Annotated in this window: 17 protein-coding genes; 16 read left to right on the top strand and 1 reads right to left on the bottom strand. The window is 57.4% G+C overall.

Translation table 11 applies throughout. The features are described 5' to 3' along the window. Positions 1-6: 6 nt before the first annotated feature. The 16 genes from KGB20_RS04370 (at position 7) to KGB20_RS04300 (ending at position 14549) form a co-directional block, all read left to right on the top strand. Positions 7-1266 carry a phage major capsid protein gene (locus KGB20_RS04370; protein ID WP_223532067.1) on the top strand — a complete coding sequence of 420 codons (1260 nt, stop codon included), beginning with the start codon at positions 7-9 and terminating at the stop codon, positions 1264-1266. A gap of 59 nt (positions 1267-1325) precedes the next feature. Further along, positions 1326-1553 carry a hypothetical protein gene (locus KGB20_RS04365; protein WP_223532065.1) on the top strand — a complete coding sequence of 76 codons (228 nt, stop codon included), beginning with the start codon at positions 1326-1328 and terminating at the stop codon, positions 1551-1553. Between the two features lie 2 nt (positions 1554-1555). Continuing rightward, positions 1556-2032: a head-tail connector protein gene (locus KGB20_RS04360; RefSeq protein ID WP_223532063.1), complete on the top strand. Its 477-nt coding sequence runs from the start codon at positions 1556-1558 to the stop codon at positions 2030-2032. Continuing rightward, entirely contained in the window at positions 2032-2370 is a 339-nt protein-coding gene (locus KGB20_RS04355) for a phage head closure protein (RefSeq protein ID WP_223532061.1), read from the top strand. Before KGB20_RS04360 ends, KGB20_RS04355 begins: the two co-directional genes overlap by 1 nt. After that, the gene (locus KGB20_RS04350) at positions 2363-2848 is read left to right on the top strand and encodes an HK97-gp10 family putative phage morphogenesis protein (protein ID WP_223532059.1); all 486 of its coding nucleotides are present in this window, start codon (positions 2363-2365) and stop codon (positions 2846-2848) included. The genes KGB20_RS04355 and KGB20_RS04350 overlap by 8 nt, the downstream gene beginning before the upstream one ends. Then, positions 2848-3213, top strand: coding sequence for a DUF3168 domain-containing protein (locus KGB20_RS04345; RefSeq protein ID WP_223532058.1), 366 nt, complete (start codon positions 2848-2850; stop codon positions 3211-3213). The genes KGB20_RS04350 and KGB20_RS04345 overlap by 1 nt, the downstream gene beginning before the upstream one ends. A gap of 56 nt (positions 3214-3269) precedes the next feature. Continuing rightward, positions 3270-3767, top strand: a complete 498-nt coding sequence (locus KGB20_RS04340; RefSeq protein ID WP_223532056.1) for a phage tail tube protein — start codon at positions 3270-3272, stop codon at positions 3765-3767. Positions 3768-3776: 9 nt separating this feature from the next. Continuing rightward, positions 3777-4202: a phage tail assembly chaperone family protein, TAC gene (locus KGB20_RS04335; protein ID WP_223532054.1), complete on the top strand. Its 426-nt coding sequence runs from the start codon at positions 3777-3779 to the stop codon at positions 4200-4202. Between the two features lie 80 nt (positions 4203-4282). Then, positions 4283-4411 (top strand): hypothetical protein, encoded by a 129-nt coding sequence (locus KGB20_RS29010; protein WP_263293054.1) that lies wholly within the window; start codon positions 4283-4285, stop codon positions 4409-4411. Between the two features lie 50 nt (positions 4412-4461). Next, positions 4462-7353 carry a phage tail tape measure protein gene (locus tag KGB20_RS04330; RefSeq protein ID WP_223532052.1) on the top strand — a complete coding sequence of 964 codons (2892 nt, stop codon included), beginning with the start codon at positions 4462-4464 and terminating at the stop codon, positions 7351-7353. Next, entirely contained in the window at positions 7350-7829 is a 480-nt protein-coding gene (locus KGB20_RS04325) for a DUF1833 family protein (RefSeq protein WP_223532050.1), read from the top strand. Before KGB20_RS04330 ends, KGB20_RS04325 begins: the two co-directional genes overlap by 4 nt. Then, the gene (locus KGB20_RS04320; protein ID WP_223532048.1) at positions 7826-8206 is read left to right on the top strand and encodes a nitrite transporter; all 381 of its coding nucleotides are present in this window, start codon (positions 7826-7828) and stop codon (positions 8204-8206) included. The genes KGB20_RS04325 and KGB20_RS04320 overlap by 4 nt, the downstream gene beginning before the upstream one ends. Continuing rightward, positions 8203-11205 (top strand): host specificity factor TipJ family phage tail protein, encoded by a 3003-nt coding sequence (locus KGB20_RS04315; RefSeq protein ID WP_223532046.1) that lies wholly within the window; start codon positions 8203-8205, stop codon positions 11203-11205. The genes KGB20_RS04320 and KGB20_RS04315 overlap by 4 nt, the downstream gene beginning before the upstream one ends. A gap of 9 nt (positions 11206-11214) precedes the next feature. Continuing rightward, positions 11215-11679: a hypothetical protein gene (locus tag KGB20_RS04310; protein ID WP_223532044.1), complete on the top strand. Its 465-nt coding sequence runs from the start codon at positions 11215-11217 to the stop codon at positions 11677-11679. Positions 11680-11766: 87 nt separating this feature from the next. Next, positions 11767-13851 carry a hypothetical protein gene (locus KGB20_RS04305; RefSeq protein WP_223532042.1) on the top strand — a complete coding sequence of 695 codons (2085 nt, stop codon included), beginning with the start codon at positions 11767-11769 and terminating at the stop codon, positions 13849-13851. A gap of 59 nt (positions 13852-13910) precedes the next feature. Beyond that, the gene (locus tag KGB20_RS04300) at positions 13911-14549 is read left to right on the top strand and encodes a glycoside hydrolase family 19 protein (RefSeq protein WP_223532040.1); all 639 of its coding nucleotides are present in this window, start codon (positions 13911-13913) and stop codon (positions 14547-14549) included. A 35-nt stretch (positions 14550-14584) separates the two neighbouring features. On the opposite strand, the gene KGB20_RS04295 is transcribed toward KGB20_RS04300, so the two are convergent. Continuing rightward, the gene (locus tag KGB20_RS04295) at positions 14585-15361 is read right to left on the bottom strand and encodes a hypothetical protein (protein WP_223532038.1); all 777 of its coding nucleotides are present in this window, start codon (positions 15359-15361) and stop codon (positions 14585-14587) included. Between the last annotated feature and the right edge of the window lie 489 nt (positions 15362-15850).

Raw genomic sequence — 15850 nt, 5'->3', positions numbered from 1 at the left:
ACCACCATGCATAACGCCATGAGCAACCAGGCTCGCGCCGAAAACCGTCAGCTTGAACGAAAAGAGCACGCCGACGATAAAGTCCAGTTGAAAGCGGTCAATGACCTGCTTGACCAGCGAGACCAAGAAATCAAAGCGTTCGCCGAAAAAGCGAACAAGGAAATCAAGGAACACGGGACCATCCTGACCGAGACCAAGACCATTCTGGATGGCTTGGTGAAGGATGGCCTGGCCTTGCAGGATCGCTTTCAGGACATCGAACAGAAGCTCGCACGACGCTTTGCCGCGAATGATCCGAATGAGCAAAAATCTGTTGGCGAGCAGTTGTCTGGCTCGGAAGACTTCCAGGCGCTGACCACCCGAGGGCGAGGTATCGCTCGCCTGAATTTGAAAGCGGTCACCAACATCACCAGCGCCACTACCGGCACCGGCGGCGTTGGTGTCGGCATCCAGCCGACCCGCGTTGCTGGGATCATTACCGATCCAGAGCGCCAGTTCACGATCCGCGACCTCATCATGCCGGGCCGTACGGCTTCCAATGCTGTCGAGTTCGTCCAAGAGACCGGCTTCCAGAACATGGCGGCCCCTCAGGCCGGTGAGGGTGCGCTCAAGGCACAGTCCGACCTTTCGTTTGGCCTAGTCACCACCACTGTCAAAACCATCGCTCACTGGTTCCGCGCGTCGAAGCAGGTCCTGTCGGACATCCCGCTGCTTCAGAGCTACATCAACGGCCGTGCGATCTACGGCCTGAAGTACAAAGAAGAAGAGCAACTTCTCGCCGGCGACGGCACCGGCCAAAACCTTCTGGGCCTGATCCCGCAGGCCACAGCGTTCAACGAATCGCTGCGCAAGGCTGGCGACACCAAGATCGACACCCTGCGCCGTGCAATTCTGCAAGTACGCGTTGCTGAATACCGCGCCTCCGCCATCGCTCTGAACCCGGTGGACTGGGCCGATATCGAGCTGACCAAGGACAGCACCGGCTCGTACATCTGGGTCAACGTTCAGGAAGGCGGCGTCCAGCGCCTGTGGAAGTTGCCGGTGGTGGACAGCAACGCTGTCCCTGAAGGTGAGTTCCTGGTGGGGGCGATGAACATCGCGGCCCAGGTCTTCGACCGCGAAGACGCCGCAGTCGAGGTTTCTACCGAAGACGGCGACAACTTCCGCACCAACATGGTGACCATCCGTGCTGAAGAGCGTTTGGCTCTGGCGGTTTATCGTCCGGAATCGTTCGTGCACGGCGAATTCGAAGACCCAACCCCGTAATTTCGGCCCATTCACCTCACTGACCAGGAGCGCGCCCGGGTAACTGGGCTCGATTCGCCATGCCAGAGATTCAACTGAAAACCAAAAAAGGGTTCCTCAATGGGCATGTGTATGCCAAGCGAGGTTCCACCATCACTGCTGATGAATTCCGGGCTGCTGATCTTCACCGCCTGGGCCTCGTCGAGGATTACGAAGTGAAGGAAGCTGAAAACGCTGAGAACAAGAAAGCGCCGGAAGCAGAAAACAAAGCTGCTCCGAAGCCCGATACCAAGAAAAAGGCCGAATAACCATGAGCGTGATCGACATCGAACTCGCCATGAAGCATCTGCTCGCGGAGCCTGAGGACAAGGACCTGGTGCAGTCGCAACTGGACGGTGCGGAGATGGCTGCGGTGGCCTATCTAAATCGCGCGTTCTTTGTCGATCAGGCTGCTCTGGACTCGGCCCGCGCTTCTGTTCCTGCTGCTCGTAACCAGGCGCGCGTTGCTTACGACACGTCAATGGTTCTTGCAGCCGCAATTGAGGATCGCTTTCAAAGCTGTGAGGCGATGGCCGATGCGCAGTTTGTTTTTTCAGAGGCGTTGACCGCCGCCACCCGCAACGCTCGTGGGATGGTGATCAATAAAGCGATCGAGGCCGCGTGCCTTTTGAAGCTTGGCCATCTGTTCGCAAATCGGGAAGAAGTGGTAACCGGCACTATTGCAACCGAGTTGCCTCAGAGTTCCAAGGCATTGCTGGCGCCGTACCGCATCGGGATGGGTGTGTGATGCGCGCCGGTCTTCTGCGTCAACGGATTACATTTCAGGAGCCAGGTCTCGTTCAAGATCGCGAAACCGGGGAGATGCTGGCAGGTTGGCAGACCACTTGGGAGAAAGTCCCTGCTTCAATTGAGTCGCTCAGTGCGAGAGACCTGATTGCGGCACAGGCTGGGCAGTCGGAAGTCACCGCCCGAATTGTTATCCGATACCGTCCTGGCGTACAGCCAACGATGCGCATCCTTCACCGAGGCACGATCTACAACATTCAAGGTCAGCCGTTGCCGGACAAGAAGGCAGGTTTGGAGTATCTGACCCTGTTGGTGTCAGCGGGGGTAAACGATGGCTGAGACAGTGGAGTTCAGCATCCTTGGCCTTGACTCACTGACGGCAAAGCTTGAGTCGGTCATCTATGACATGAAGCGAAAAGGTGGTCGCTCGGCGTTGCGCCGTGCTGCTGCCGTAATTGCAGAGAATGCAAAGGCCCGCGCCATGCTTCTGGACGACGCTGAGACGGGGCGCTCGATCGCGGACAACATTGTGTTGCGATGGAATGGTCGGCTGTTCAAACGAACTGGTGACCTCGGGTTTCGCATTGGTGTTAAACACGGCGCGGTCCTCAAGGATGGCGGTGAATTATCGGCCAACTCCCCAACGCCTCACTGGCGCCTGCTGGAATTCGGCACCCAGTACATGGCCGCTGATCCGTTCATGCGTCCAGCGTTGGAAGAAAGCATCAGCGAAGCGACCAACGTTTTCGTCACCGAGTACGAAAAAACTATTGATCGTGCGATCAAGCGTGCAGCCCGCGCTTCCGGAGGTGGTTGATGTTTGCACCCATTTTCGCTGTATGTGCTGCTGACGCGGGAGTCGTCGCGCTGCTCGGCACGAACCCGACCAGGCTTTATCCGTTTGGCGAAGCCCCGCAGGACACGGTCAAGCCATACGCGGTTTGGCAGATGATCACCGGAAGTCCTGAGAACTACTTGGCAGGGCGCCCGGATGTGGATGGATTCACGCTGCAGGTCGACGTTTACGCGCCGACGGGTACGGCCGTGCGGGACATCGCCAAGGCTCTGCGTAACGCGATTGAGCTAAAGGCGAACATCGTGCGCTGGGGCGGTGAGTCGAAAGACCCAACCACCAAGATCTACCGCTACAGCTTCGACGTTGACTGGATAGTCCAGCGCTGATTCACCCCCGCCCGCCTTGTGCGGGCTTTCTTTTTCCCGAAACTTGGAGACATGCCATGTCGATTTTGACCCAAGGCACGCAGATCTTTGCGCTGGTGCCAACTGTTGCTGACCCAACTGATCTCGAAGTAATCGAGATCCAGTGCGCGACAGCGTTCAGCCCGGGCGGTAACCCTGCTGACCAGATTGAAGATACCTGTCTCAGCGACAAGGTTCGCAAGTACTTGCGCGGCTTGCGTACTCCGGGCCAGGCAACCGTGACGCTGAATGCCGATCCGCGCAACGCTTCTCACGTGCGCCTGCATCAGCTGTCGGAAGACGACGACATCGGCAATGTGAGTTGGGTGGTCGGCTGGTCTGATGGCACCGCACCACCGACGCTCAACGTAGCTGGTGATGATTTCCAACTGCCTACCACGCGCACCTGGTTTTTGTTCGACGGCTATGTCAGCGACTTCCCGTTCGACTTCGCGGCAAACGCGGTGGTGGTTACCTCGGCAACCATTCAGCGTTCGGGCGGTTCCGCCTGGATCCGCAAGACCATCACTCCGTAAGGATCAATCATGCAGCTGAGTATCAAATCTCTGATGGAGCAAGGCTCGTTCACGGGCCGTCCCGTCATGAAGGAAATCACCTGGATGCAGGGTAATGCCGAGCATACGGCCACCGTGTATGTCCGGCCGCTGGGCTATCAATCTGCCGTAAGCGATCTGATGTCGGGCGTTGGCAAGCAGGATGGTGTGGCCGGCCGCATCGCTGTCAGCATCTGTGACGAGGCAGGCAATCCGGTCTTCACCGTTGGCGACATCACCGGAGAAGCTGACCCTGAGCGCGGCGCGCTGGATGGCAACCTTTCCATGGCCCTGCTCACTGTGATCGGCCAGGTAAACCAGCTGGGAAAGACGACGAGCTCTCCGACACCGACGAGCTCTGGCACGAGCTCGCGATCTCGATCGGCGCCACGATCGCGGAAGCCAAAGAGCGTCTGAGTCTTTCCGAGTTCCGCAGCTGGGTGAGATACCGCGACAAGCGCGGCTCACTCAATTGGGGAATGCGCATCGAGCGAGGGGTGGCCACTCTGGCTGTCCTGTATGCAAATGCGCACAGCAAGAATGGCGGCTACACCCTCTACGACTTTATGCCGCATGACTCGGAGCCGGAAATCTCGCTCGAGCAGGCGATGGAAAGCTGGGCATAAACATAGGTCATGTCGCCATTCCGAAAGGTCGGTGTCGCTTGGAGTAATAGATGGCTAATTCACTTGGCACGCTGACGCTTGATCTGATCGCGCGCATCGGCGGTTTTACTGGGCCTCTTGATAAAGCCGAGGTGGCGGCTCGGAAGTCAGGCAAAGGAATTGCCGACTCCGCGAACATGGCCTCGCTCGCCTGGACCGCTCTGGGCGAAGTGGTTGCAGGTGCTGTCGCCGGCTTCTCGGTGGGCGCTGTTCTGACCAGTTTCATCACCGAGACTCGTGATGCTGAGAAAGAGCAGGCACAACTTGCCGCCGTACTGAATTCCACTGGGGAGTCGGCGGGCTTCAGTCGCGATCAGCTCAACGAAATGGCAGACGCCATGGAGAAAGCCACCACCTTTTCCGGTGGTGATATCAACCAGGCGCAGACAGCGCTTCTTGCCTTCACTGGCGTTGTGGGCACTCAGTTCACGCGAGCGCTTCAGGCTGCTTCCGATATGGCTGCCCGCACAGGCACCACCGTGCAGCAGGCTGTCGAAACTATTGGTCGCGCACTGGACGTTCCAACAGACGGCCTGAGTTCGCTGAGCAAGCAAGGTTTCAGATTTACCGAAGATCAAAAGAAGCTCGCCGAGTCGCTTGAATCCGTGGGTGACGTGGCTGGTGCCCAAGGCATCATCCTGAATGCTCTGGAAGAGTCGTATAGCGGGGCGGCGGCTGCCGCTCGTGACACCTTTGGTGGTTCGCTCGATGCGCTACGCAACACCGTCGCTAGTTTACTTACCGGGGAGGGCGGTCTTAGCAGTGCTCGCGCTGCGATTGAGGGAGTTAATAGCGCCCTCGGCTCTCCGGAGGCCCGCACGGCTCTGGGCTTAACCGCTCAGGCCGCGACCGCCTTGGCTGTGGTTTTAACCACCCGTCTTGCTGCAAGCGCCGTTGGCACCGCGATAGCTTTTGCCGCCGCTCAGGTCGAGGCTGTTCGCTACCAACTGGCGCTGGCGCGTATGGCTGGTGTGGCTCCGGCAACTGCTGCCGGGCTTGTAGGAATAGGCGTAGCCGCTCGTGGTGCTTCGGCAGCCATGGCGCTGCTTGGTGGTCCAGTAGGAGTGGTCCTGCTCGCGGCCAGCGCACTGGCCTACTTCGCGCTGAGCGGCGATGACGCGGACGAGTCGGCCACGTCACTCACCAACAAGATCGACTTCCTGAACAAGTCGTTCGACGGGTTTACCAAGAATCAAGCTGCGGCCGCTCTGCAAGACATCAATCAGGATCTGATGGATGCGCAGCTACGCGCCATCGACGCAGAGAGCGCGGTTTCGCAGTACCAGCGATTGCTGCGCGATCATCCGAATGACGCCCGTCAGCGTGAGTGGAACGAATCGCTGGTCACCGCTCAGGGCGAGCTTGATACAGCACGCCAAAAGGTTGAGGCCTTCGGTGCGCAGATCAATGTGCTGAACGGAATCCTTGCCGCTCCTGTGGTGGTTGAGCAGTCGAAGGCATTCAAGGACCTGGCCAAGACACTCGATGAGCAGATATTGCTCTCGGGCAAAAAGACGAACGCCGACAAGCTTGCGGCCCGCATAGGTGCAGGTCTTGTAACCGGCCTGAAAGAGGGAGAGGGCGAGTTGCTGGTAGCCAAGGCGAAAACCTTGGATGCAAGCGAAGCGGCTATTGAAGCAGAGAAGAAAAGCGCAGCGGCTTCGAAGCAGGCCGCAACGGCCGCAGCCACCGCCGCGACAGCACTGACCAAGCGGGGTGAGGATGCTGTCACCGACTACCAGCGCCAGATCGCGCTGATCAATACTTCTGCAGATGCGCAGAAGAAAGCCACGGAAGCAGACAAGCTCAGGTTTGAATTGGCTTCCGGTAAGTTGGTTGGCATCAACGCAACCCAGCAGAAGCGATTAGAGGGCCTGGCTGCAGAGCTGGATGTGCTCCAGAAGCTCAAGGTTGCTAACGAGGAGTCGGTCAAGTCAGCTGCCTTTGCAGCAAATCTTCGCGCGGAAAACGATACCGTGCGTACAGGTTTCGATATGGATCTTGCTGGCGCCGCCATGGGGGAACAAACCCGGGATCGGATGCGACAGGATCTAGCACTTCAGCAAGATTACAACCGGCAGGTGGCCGATCTTCAGAAGCAATTGAACGCCGGCGATATCACCCAAAGCTTGTACGACACCGAAACTGAAATGCTCCGGGAAGCTCTGGCCGAGCGGGTGCTCCTGCAGGAGGACTATTACAGCAGGGTGGACAGTCTTCAGAATCAAGGGGTGACGGGGTTCATCAGCGGCGTGGCCACTCAAGCCGAAGCCAGCATGGATCTTTACAGCACCATGCAGAGCGTAGGTGCCGAGACGTTCCACAATCTCACCGATGCCATTACGGAGTGGGCGGAAACTGGCAAGCTCGATGCCCAGGGATTGGCAGCCAGTTTTATCCAGTCAGTGGGCCATGCGCTGCTTTCCTATGCTGCTGCACAGGTGGCCATGGCCGGCCTAAGTGCATTCACTGCGATGATCGGTATTCCCTTCGTTGGTCCGGCAGTGGCACCAGGTGCGGCTATCGCTGCAACCGCGGCGGCCGGCGTGATGATGACTGCAGTAGGCGCCTCCCTTGATGGCCAGGCGCATGACGGTATCGACTCCGTGCCGGCTGACGGTACCTGGAACCTGAAGAAAGGCGAGCGCGTAACCACTGCCGAGACGAGCGCCAAGCTCGATCGGACTCTTGATCGTTTCTCGCGGGACGGTAGCGGCGGGAAAATGGATGTCGCTGTCCACAACTACGCCGGCGCCCAGGTGGAGACGCAGCGAGACGGCGATCAGATGAAGATCATCATCAAACAGGCCAAGCGCGAAATCGCTCGCGATCTGGCTCAGGGTAACGGCGAGGTCACCCGCGCGCTCACCAGTGGTTACGGGTTGAGGAGGACGGCGCGATGAGCATCCTCAAAAGACTGTATGCCAGTGCTGGCCCTGAAATCATCCATGAGGTGCTGCAGATATCAGACGGCCTCACAACCTACTACCTGACCAGGGGCTGGGATCCCCTGATGGTGATGCTGGAGAGCGGCGGCATTGTGACGTGTACGCCGTGCGGAATGGACTTGGCCATCCCGGCGCGCAATGACGATGGCACGCAGGATCTGAAATTTGCCTTGAGCAACATCGATGGCATCGCCTCTGCGTTTATCCGCTCAGCCTTGGCCGCTAGACGCAGCATGTCGTTGGTCTATCGGGTCTATACCTCCGACGACCTCGGGGCCCCGGCCCACGCGCCCAATCGCTTCAAGATCAAGTCAGGCACCGTAACCGCTACTCAGGCATCGATCACCGCCGGCTACTTCGACCTGCTCGATACAGGCTGGCCACGCAACACCTACAACCTGAACAAATTCCCAGGGCTTCGCTACCTATGAACCTCGAAAAATACACCCTCGGCCAGTACGTCGAGGGCGGTCGACTGTGGCCGCAGGTTGACTGTTATGGGTTGGTGCTGGAGGTGCGGCGCGACTTGGGTCTTCCGGATTGGCCGGAGTGGTCCGAGATGCGCAAGGCGGATGGCGGCTTTGCCCGGGCGTGCGATGACATGATCCAGCGCACGGTCACACCGTGCGCGCTGGGGCATGGCGCGGTTGTCGCTGCTTACCGCGGGAGCGTTCAGGACCACGTCGGCATCGTCGTCGAGATCAATGGTGCGCTTGAGGTGCTGGAGATCAACCCTCGCCGCAACGTCAGCTTCACCCCTATCCGTCGTTTCGAGCGCCGGTTTGTCCGCGTGGAGTACTACCGATGATTCGTATCTATCCAAGCCGTCTGGAAGGCGAGCCGCTGGAAAGTCACGTCATCCCCGCGCCGATTCTGCTCGTGGAGTGGCTGAAGGTTCAGGCTCCTGAGTTCGAATTGGACCGCGAACATCCGATCTGCACCGAAGTGGATGGCGTGACCCTGCCGGTGGATCAGTGGGCGAGTTTTGTAGTGCTCCCTGACACCGACCTGCGCATTTACCCTGAAGCGCGCGGCGTAGGTGCTGCGGTGATCGCCGCTTGGGCGGCCGTGGCGATTGCCGCAGTGGCGTTGGTGCTGGTCTTGACCACGAAGACCCCGGACCTGTCGCAGCCGGGCCAGGGTGAGGCGATCGACACCAACCCGGCCAAGGCCAATCGGGCCAAAGTCAATGAACCTGTGCGCGAGATCCTTGGTCGCAGCAAGGTCTACCCGGATTACGTGGTGCAGCCGGTGTCTCGCTTCGTCAACAAGCGCGAAATGCACACCACGTTGTGCCTGTGTGTCGGCGCCGGAGAACATTCAATTTTGGCCAGCAGCATCAAGATCGGTGACACCCCGCTGGCAGCCTTCGGTTCGGATGTGTCCTACTCCATTTATCCACCTGGTGCGGATCTGTCAGGCGATCGCCGAGTGGAGAACTGGTATCCGGTCGGAGAGGTGGGCGGTACCGACGCTGGCACTTCGGGCTTGGACACTGCCTCAACAGCCTCGGGCGGATCCTCTGTCGTAGCGGATGCTCTGGTTTTGGCAGGTCTGAGCGTTAGTTTGGCTGGCGACACCCCAGAGTTCCCAGAGACCTGGGCCGTCGGCACCACCGTCACGCTGAAGGCGCCCAATACCTTTGTGGTGACCAGCGTGGGTGCCTATGATCAGATCAGCGGGCCGCTGGCTGATCTGGCTCCCTTTGTCGGAATGAAGGTCACGCTGTCCAATGACGCAGACTACGACCTGGTCGTTGCTGGCTACTCTCCGTACGTCCCACCGGTAGCCGGGGCGGGGGGCAGTCCCTCTTCGGTACTGGCGGCGTCCTCTCCGACCACTTACGATTTCAGCACTTCGCCGATTGTTTGGACTGTCACCTACCAGGGTGACAGCCGCACCATATCCCTCGCTTCCAACTACGTGAACATGAGTGGTGTGGTCTCGGCGATCAGCGCCCAGCTCGAGGGTATGGGCCTAACCGCTCAGGATAGCTCGGGTCGTTTACTGATCGCCGAGCCCTCAAGCCCATTTAAAGGCGGCGTCCTGTCACAGTCGAACGCGCCGGTTGCACTGTTCGGCGTAGGCCCGGTCTACACAGTAGGTTCTGCATCGTCTGGCGGCGTTCCGGAACAGGCCGCTTACATCACCTTGCGTTACGAAAATGGCGACCCGTTTGCAGGCCTCAATGATGGTGCGCAGCGGATTGCCATCGGTTACCGCGGCCACCATTACCAGATAACCGGTCTGGATGCGTTGACGATGGCGGTGAAGCGCCTGACAGATGTTGGCGTAGTTGATGCCACTTGGGTTGGCTTTACGGCTCGTACGCTGCTTGATTTCGCACTGGGCTCCGATGATGCCGGGTCGCTCAACTGGCTGGGGCCATTCATGGCCACGCCGGAGCAAGAGCTGACCGACACCGTCGAGTACGATATCTACATTCCGTCCGGCTTGGCTTGGTACAAAAGCAACGGTCACCGCCGGGCAGGCACGGTGAACATCCACGTGAACTGGCGCGATGCGGCACTGGGCGGGGCATGGAACACCATCTTGCACACGATCACCGAAAGCACAGAGGACGGCCTCGGTTTCACATTCTCATTGAGCCTGCCATATCGGATGCGGCCCCAGTTTCGCGTCCGACGTGGTGAGCCGCAGGCAGGGGGCAGCACTCGCGACACTGCTTACTGGTACGGGCTGCGCTCCAAACTGGAGACTCCTGCGTCCTATGAGGGAGTCACGATCTTCACGGCGGATATCCGGACGGGCGATCGCTTGGGCGCACAGTCGGATCGGCGCATTAGCATGGTGGCCGAGCGGCTGTATGACGGCGGGGTAGGGCGGTCAATCAGTCACGCAGCGCTTCACGTGCTCGACAGCCTGGGCATTGACCGCAGCGAAATAGGTGTGGATCAGCTCAATGAGCTGGAGGCAGGCTACTGGACGCCGCGCGGTGAGACGTTCGACTTCGACTTTACCGAGCAATCAACGGTGCGCGAAGTCCTGCAAAAGATCTTTGCTGCCGGCATGAGTCACCTGACATTGACCGATGGCCTGATCAGCTCGATCCGCGAAGGCGTGCAGACGTTCCGAGGAACGATCACCAACCACGAAATGAACACCGAGCTTAATGCCAGCTTCACGGCGCCTGGGCCGGATGATTTCGACGGCGTCGACGTGAAGTATGTCGACCCACAGACCTGGTCAATCGAGACGGTTCAATGTCGGATGCCTGGAAGCCTCGGCCTGAAGGTGGAAACACTGGACCTCGACGGCGTGCTTGATCGTAACCGCGCTTGGCGCATTGGCATGCGCAAGTTGCGCAAGCACCTCAATCAGCGATGGGCCTATTCGGGTAACACGGACTTAGAAGCGCTGTGCTACGAGCGCCTGGATCATATCGTGCTGGCTGACGACATCCCCGGCACCAGTCAATCAGCGCTGATCATCGATGCACAAGAGGTGGGCAGCGTGGTTATTCTTGAGGTGACCGAGCCTCTTGACTGGAGCGTGGCAAACCCACGCATTCTGATACGCCGGCACGATGGCTCAGCCACGCCACTGATCGCACCGACTCAGCTGTCGGAATACACGATGAGTATCCCGGCCGGCGCTCTGGACTTTGACCTGATCACCGACCTGTCGATCGAGCCGGCGCGCGTGCTGTTCGCCGCATCCACGCAAGTGGGATACAACGCAATGCTCAGCGAGATCGCCCCCGACAGCGACGGCACCTGCAGCTTTACAGCGATCGAGTATCGCGACGACTACTACGCCGACGACAACGGCCTCGCGCCCAATTAAGGACTGCACATGATTGCATATCCGGAGGGATTGCCCCTGCCGCTGCGGGACGGTTACGGCTTCGAGCCGGTCAGCCCACTGCTACGGTCGCAAAAAATGAGTGGGCGCACTGTCCAGCGGCGCTTGTACCGCAGTGTTCCCACTGAAGCGTCCGTGTCTTGGCTGCTCAGCGACGAGCAGACTCAGCTGTTTGAGGGATGGTTCGACCACGTTTTGATCTCGGGATCCATGTGGTTTGAGTGCCGCCTCAAAACGCCGCTCGGGATGGAAACATACGAGGCCCGGTTCAAGGATATTTACTCGGGCCCGACGCTTGTTGGCGTTAGTCATTGGCGATTCACTGCGGTACTCGAGCTGTTCCAGCGTCCAGTTGTCGATGCCGAGTGGGTGCTGATTGCGCCTGAGTACATTCTCATGTCGAGCATCTTTGATCGGGTGATGAATCAGGAGTGGCCTCAGCACTACGACCAGTAGGGCTGAGGCGTGTTAGTCAGCCTTCATGAACGCGCGACATCATCACCGGTATACTGCCGCCCGATTCCGTTTTTAGGTTTGGTCGTCATGGTTAATCGCCGGCAATTATTAAAACTCAGCGCCCTCGGTACCGCCTCCTTTGCGGCGCCGCTGGCGTACTCTGCGAGCAACATAACCATGGCCTACAACACCGGCAGCTCGGTTGGTTCAACCTCACCCAAAGATCTATCCGATAACGCGCGGAATCTGGACTTTCTGGTCAACGGCGGAGATGCGTCTTACCTCGACCGTAAGGGAGTGCCACGTAAATCGTGGAAGGGAATGGAGCTTGAGCACGGCACCGCCCAGGGCCGCCGTGAGTCCGAGTTTGATGAGGCTCAGGACTATCGAAAGGATCAGTTCGCCACGCTTTTGGATGCCAGTGGATATGAGGAGGCTATCGCTTACGCTCCCGGAATCCTCTTGGATCGTACAACTAAGACCGTCAGATACCTCGGCGACGAGTACCGGGTGAAAAGTCAGTTCCTGCCGCTGACCACTTCCGACTGGGCTACGGATAGCGCTAAGCTGAAGTTGATCGGCGACGACTCGCTGCGGCAGGATCTTTTGAAACCTGGCGGTCCGCTGAATGCGCCTTATATCATCACCGGCCGCGCTAACATCCGTAACCCGTATTGGGGTGCGCCCACAATCGATCCGAACGATCCCGATGCCGGTGCCGCAAACTCCGCAGCGATCAACTTCATGCTGTCGAGCGTGAATTCTAGGGCTGAGCTGGATGACGTCACGCGCGCGATCAACAGTTCACTTTTGCTCCCTGACACCCTGGAGTTGTTCGGGCCGGGGCGCGGGGCCGAAGGCGTGCTATGGACTGGTGGTGATATACCAATCATTGCCAGGGCGAACTACACGGACCTGAATGCGGCCGGCCCCAGCAATCTTCGTATCCGGGATTTACGGATCACCGACTTGGTGGCCAACCGCTCAGCTAACTGGGCAATTGACCTGACCAACGGCAACTCCAATGGATTGTTTAACTGCCACTTGGATTTCTCGGTGGGTTCGGTACGCCCTGCAAAAAATGGCGTGGCGTTCGGCAAGGCCCGAGGCGGCACCTATGACGGCACGACCTTTGTAGCGGCCTTAATAGATACCCGGATCGTTAACGGCACGGTGCTGTTGAACACCACCGATTGGACCATTGGTGGTGACACGCAGATTTGGTCGCTTGGTCGGGACTACTCCGTGATGGCCAGCGGCGGTGGCACCATTGCACCGGGCGTCCAAATCGTACCAGGGCGAGATGGCGGCCTGTACCTGTTCAACGATTTAGGGCACAACATTGGGACGCTGAGCGTCCAGGGCGTGTTCTTTGATGGCAACAATGATTCGGCAAACTTCACGGGCTGGGGGATTCGCTCTGCTCCCGGAATCGGCATTGTTCAAAGCATTATCTCAAACAACCGCTTCTGGCGCCTGAACCTTGGCGGGGTCAATGTATCCAAGCTGTACTCCTCGCAATTAGCAGGAAACATGTTTGACAACTGCGATTCCGACGATACCGGAGAATCTGACATTGATATCCCAGATATCTACGGCTGCAATGTCAATAACACCCACTTCCGTGATGCAGTCGCGCCGAAGACGGGGGTTGCAAGGACTCATACGACACAGCCTCCGGTAGTCCTCATTGGGAAGGCCGGATTCCCCACATCCACCATCGCGGGAGAGGTTGGATTTGACACCGTATACGGCAACGCCGATATCACTAACAGGGATTCGTTCCATGAAATGCTCGGATCTTTCAAGATGGAGTTGTCGCTAACCACATTGCCCAATACCGCCAGCTTCAAAAATAAGGTCGTCACTGTAGCGGGGGTGCAGTGGTTCAGTGATGGCGCGGTGTGGCACCAAGTGAGTGCGAATAGGCCGTCGGTCTCAACGGGCGATTTTACGGCGGAGACTACCAAATCCCGAAAAGTGTATATCCCCGACATTGCCAACTGGCTAAACCCTCCGCCCGGTGTGGCCGGGACCTGTACGCTCGACACCGAATTTGTCGCCAGCGCTTACACCGTATTAACTGTGCGGCAACTAAGCACGGGCTCGGTGCATACCTGCTGGTTCAATGCTGGTGTATGGCAGCCATGGAGAACCAATAGCCCGACATAAGACTGTTTACATTTGTATTGCCCGCCATCGAGCGGGCTTTTTTTCGCTTGGAGAAAAGTATGTTGATCACTCGCCAGCAGTTGCTGCTGATCCTCCCGAACGCCCGCTCGGTCGCGGGAGTTTTTGTTCCAGCGCTAAATGCGGCCATGGCCCGGTATCGGATCGACTCAGCTGTGCGCATGGCGGCGTTCATCGCTCAAATTGGTCATGAGTCTGGTCAGTTGCGGCGATTGGTCGAAAACCTCAACTACGACGCGAAGGGTCTAGCAACCATTTGGCCGAGTCGGTATCGGGCAGCTAACGGTAACCCGAATGCCAAGGCCGTCACCCTAGCCAGGCGCCCCGAAGCAATTGCCAATGATGCGTATTCCGGCCGCAACGGGAACACCCAGGCTGATGACGGCTGGCGGTATCGTGGTCGTGGCCTGATCCAGCTGACCGGGCGAAATAACTACCGCACCGCCGGTGAGGGTCTAGGTGTTCCGCTGGAAGACGAACCGGATTTGCTCGAGCAACCGGAGCATGCCGCGCTCTCGGCTGCATGGTACTGGTCGACCAATAAACTGAGCGAGCTCGCTGACGACGGCCGCTTCCAGGACATTGGCAGTCTGATCAACACTGGAAAGCTGGGTCGCATGCCGCACGGTGCCATCGAGCGTCACGCACTATATCAACTTGGGTTGAAGGTCTTGGTTTGAGTGTTATTCGTGCACACTGTCTACATTAATTAAGTTTAGCTAATTACGTTTGGGAAGGACGAGATGGATTCTTCAGATGTGGGGGCGTAGTAAATCAAGGTTTCATTTTGATCAGATTTCTTTGCTGTAAATCTTAAGTCGAAATTATACCCATGATCTCTAGTAATTGAGCCTATCTGGACGCCGCGTAGATTTAGTTTTTGCTTTTCTTCAGGCTTGAAGCAAACGTTATATGCGCCTTTATTTGCAATTGAAGGGTAGCACCATGCGTCGTGAAGAACCGGAGGTAAATCAAACCAGTTTTTTGCTATTGATTCTGAAATCTGATATAGAAATTCAGTGCCTATTCCCACATCTCTTATGAATTCATGTCGTAAAAAATCTTGGATCATGCGCAGCTTCAGCTGATTTTCTTTTGAGAAGTCCTCCAGAGGAGGGGTGGCGCCGATAACTGTTACATTAATTTGTTCGGTGGCTTCGTAGATGATTAATGAAAATAATTCGTCATCATTTATTTTCATTTCATCAAAAGCAACAGTTGGGTTTATTGGAGAGGTATAGAGTAACGCTTCTCCTTTTTTGTTGAGGCGTCCTACGTCGACGATATGGCTTGGTGGCTCCCAGCAATCGCTTTCTTTGCTCATGGATTTTAAGGGGAGGTTTGTATCATCAATAGGTATTTTCCTGACTCTGTAAAATAAAGTACCTGCTGGGTAGTGTGCTGAAATTGGTCTGAGCATGGTGCGTTTGCCCGTTGGTGTTTCAAAGCATATAACTTTAATTATCGCTTCCCGTATGTCCGAGTAAGACATCCTCTTGAAATCCAGATCTCTGAATTCGCAAATTTTGTTGTGGAGATCTGCGATGTCTATGTTTTCTAGGAATTGTTGCATCATGGCGTCCAAAGTAAGTAAAAGTCGTCATCCAGTGACATCCCTGTGGGGAAATGCCGACCTTTGTCCGGTTCGGTACGCCAACGCAGTGATTCAAATAATATGGCGGTGGAATCCGATTTATGGCAAAGCACACAGCTGACGCTACTGTTTTGACATTATGTTGTCTAGCGTTTGCTCACAGCCGAAGGCTTCCCCTTCGTAGTCCATAATTGCACCGCTGCGAAAACTGGTGTTATATACAGTATTTTGGCTTGATCGATTCGGCCAGTAGTTCGACGAATTGCAGCGATGGGGGGCATTGTGTTCGGTCGGCAGGACGCCAGAGGAGGGTGAAACGCTGTCTAAAACTACCTCGCGCTTGCTCGGTTTCATTGGCCCGAAAGGCGCTTATGTCGAGCTAGGGTT

The organism is Pseudomonas sp. BF-R-30, from assembly GCF_019956175.1.
In the GTDB taxonomy this organism is placed as follows: Bacteria; Pseudomonadota; Gammaproteobacteria; order Pseudomonadales; family Pseudomonadaceae; genus Aquipseudomonas; species Aquipseudomonas jessenii.
The sequence above is the reverse complement of the archived record's forward strand: the minus strand, read 5'-3'. Positions and strand labels throughout refer to the sequence as shown.

Coding starts and splice junctions, on each gene's coding strand:
- KGB20_RS04335 (WP_223532054.1), top strand. CDS start 3,777: ATGCAGCTGAGTATCAAATCTCTGATGGAGCAAGGCTCGTTCACGGGC.
- KGB20_RS04320 (WP_223532048.1), top strand. CDS start 7,826: ATGAACCTCGAAAAATACACCCTCGGCCAGTACGTCGAGGGCGGTCGA.
- KGB20_RS04350 (WP_223532059.1), top strand. CDS start 2,363: ATGGCTGAGACAGTGGAGTTCAGCATCCTTGGCCTTGACTCACTGACG.
- KGB20_RS04370 (WP_223532067.1), top strand. CDS start 7: ATGCATAACGCCATGAGCAACCAGGCTCGCGCCGAAAACCGTCAGCTT.
- KGB20_RS04300 (WP_223532040.1), top strand. CDS start 13,911: ATGTTGATCACTCGCCAGCAGTTGCTGCTGATCCTCCCGAACGCCCGC.
- KGB20_RS04340 (WP_223532056.1), top strand. CDS start 3,270: ATGTCGATTTTGACCCAAGGCACGCAGATCTTTGCGCTGGTGCCAACT.
- KGB20_RS04310 (WP_223532044.1), top strand. CDS start 11,215: ATGATTGCATATCCGGAGGGATTGCCCCTGCCGCTGCGGGACGGTTAC.
- KGB20_RS04305 (WP_223532042.1), top strand. CDS start 11,767: ATGGTTAATCGCCGGCAATTATTAAAACTCAGCGCCCTCGGTACCGCC.
- KGB20_RS04345 (WP_223532058.1), top strand. CDS start 2,848: ATGTTTGCACCCATTTTCGCTGTATGTGCTGCTGACGCGGGAGTCGTC.
- KGB20_RS04365 (WP_223532065.1), top strand. CDS start 1,326: ATGCCAGAGATTCAACTGAAAACCAAAAAAGGGTTCCTCAATGGGCAT.
- KGB20_RS04355 (WP_223532061.1), top strand. CDS start 2,032: ATGCGCGCCGGTCTTCTGCGTCAACGGATTACATTTCAGGAGCCAGGT.
- KGB20_RS04360 (WP_223532063.1), top strand. CDS start 1,556: ATGAGCGTGATCGACATCGAACTCGCCATGAAGCATCTGCTCGCGGAG.
- KGB20_RS04325 (WP_223532050.1), top strand. CDS start 7,350: ATGAGCATCCTCAAAAGACTGTATGCCAGTGCTGGCCCTGAAATCATC.
- KGB20_RS04330 (WP_223532052.1), top strand. CDS start 4,462: ATGGCTAATTCACTTGGCACGCTGACGCTTGATCTGATCGCGCGCATC.
- KGB20_RS04295 (WP_223532038.1), bottom strand. CDS start 15,361: ATGTCTTACTCGGACATACGGGAAGCGATAATTAAAGTTATATGCTTT.
- KGB20_RS04315 (WP_223532046.1), top strand. CDS start 8,203: ATGATTCGTATCTATCCAAGCCGTCTGGAAGGCGAGCCGCTGGAAAGT.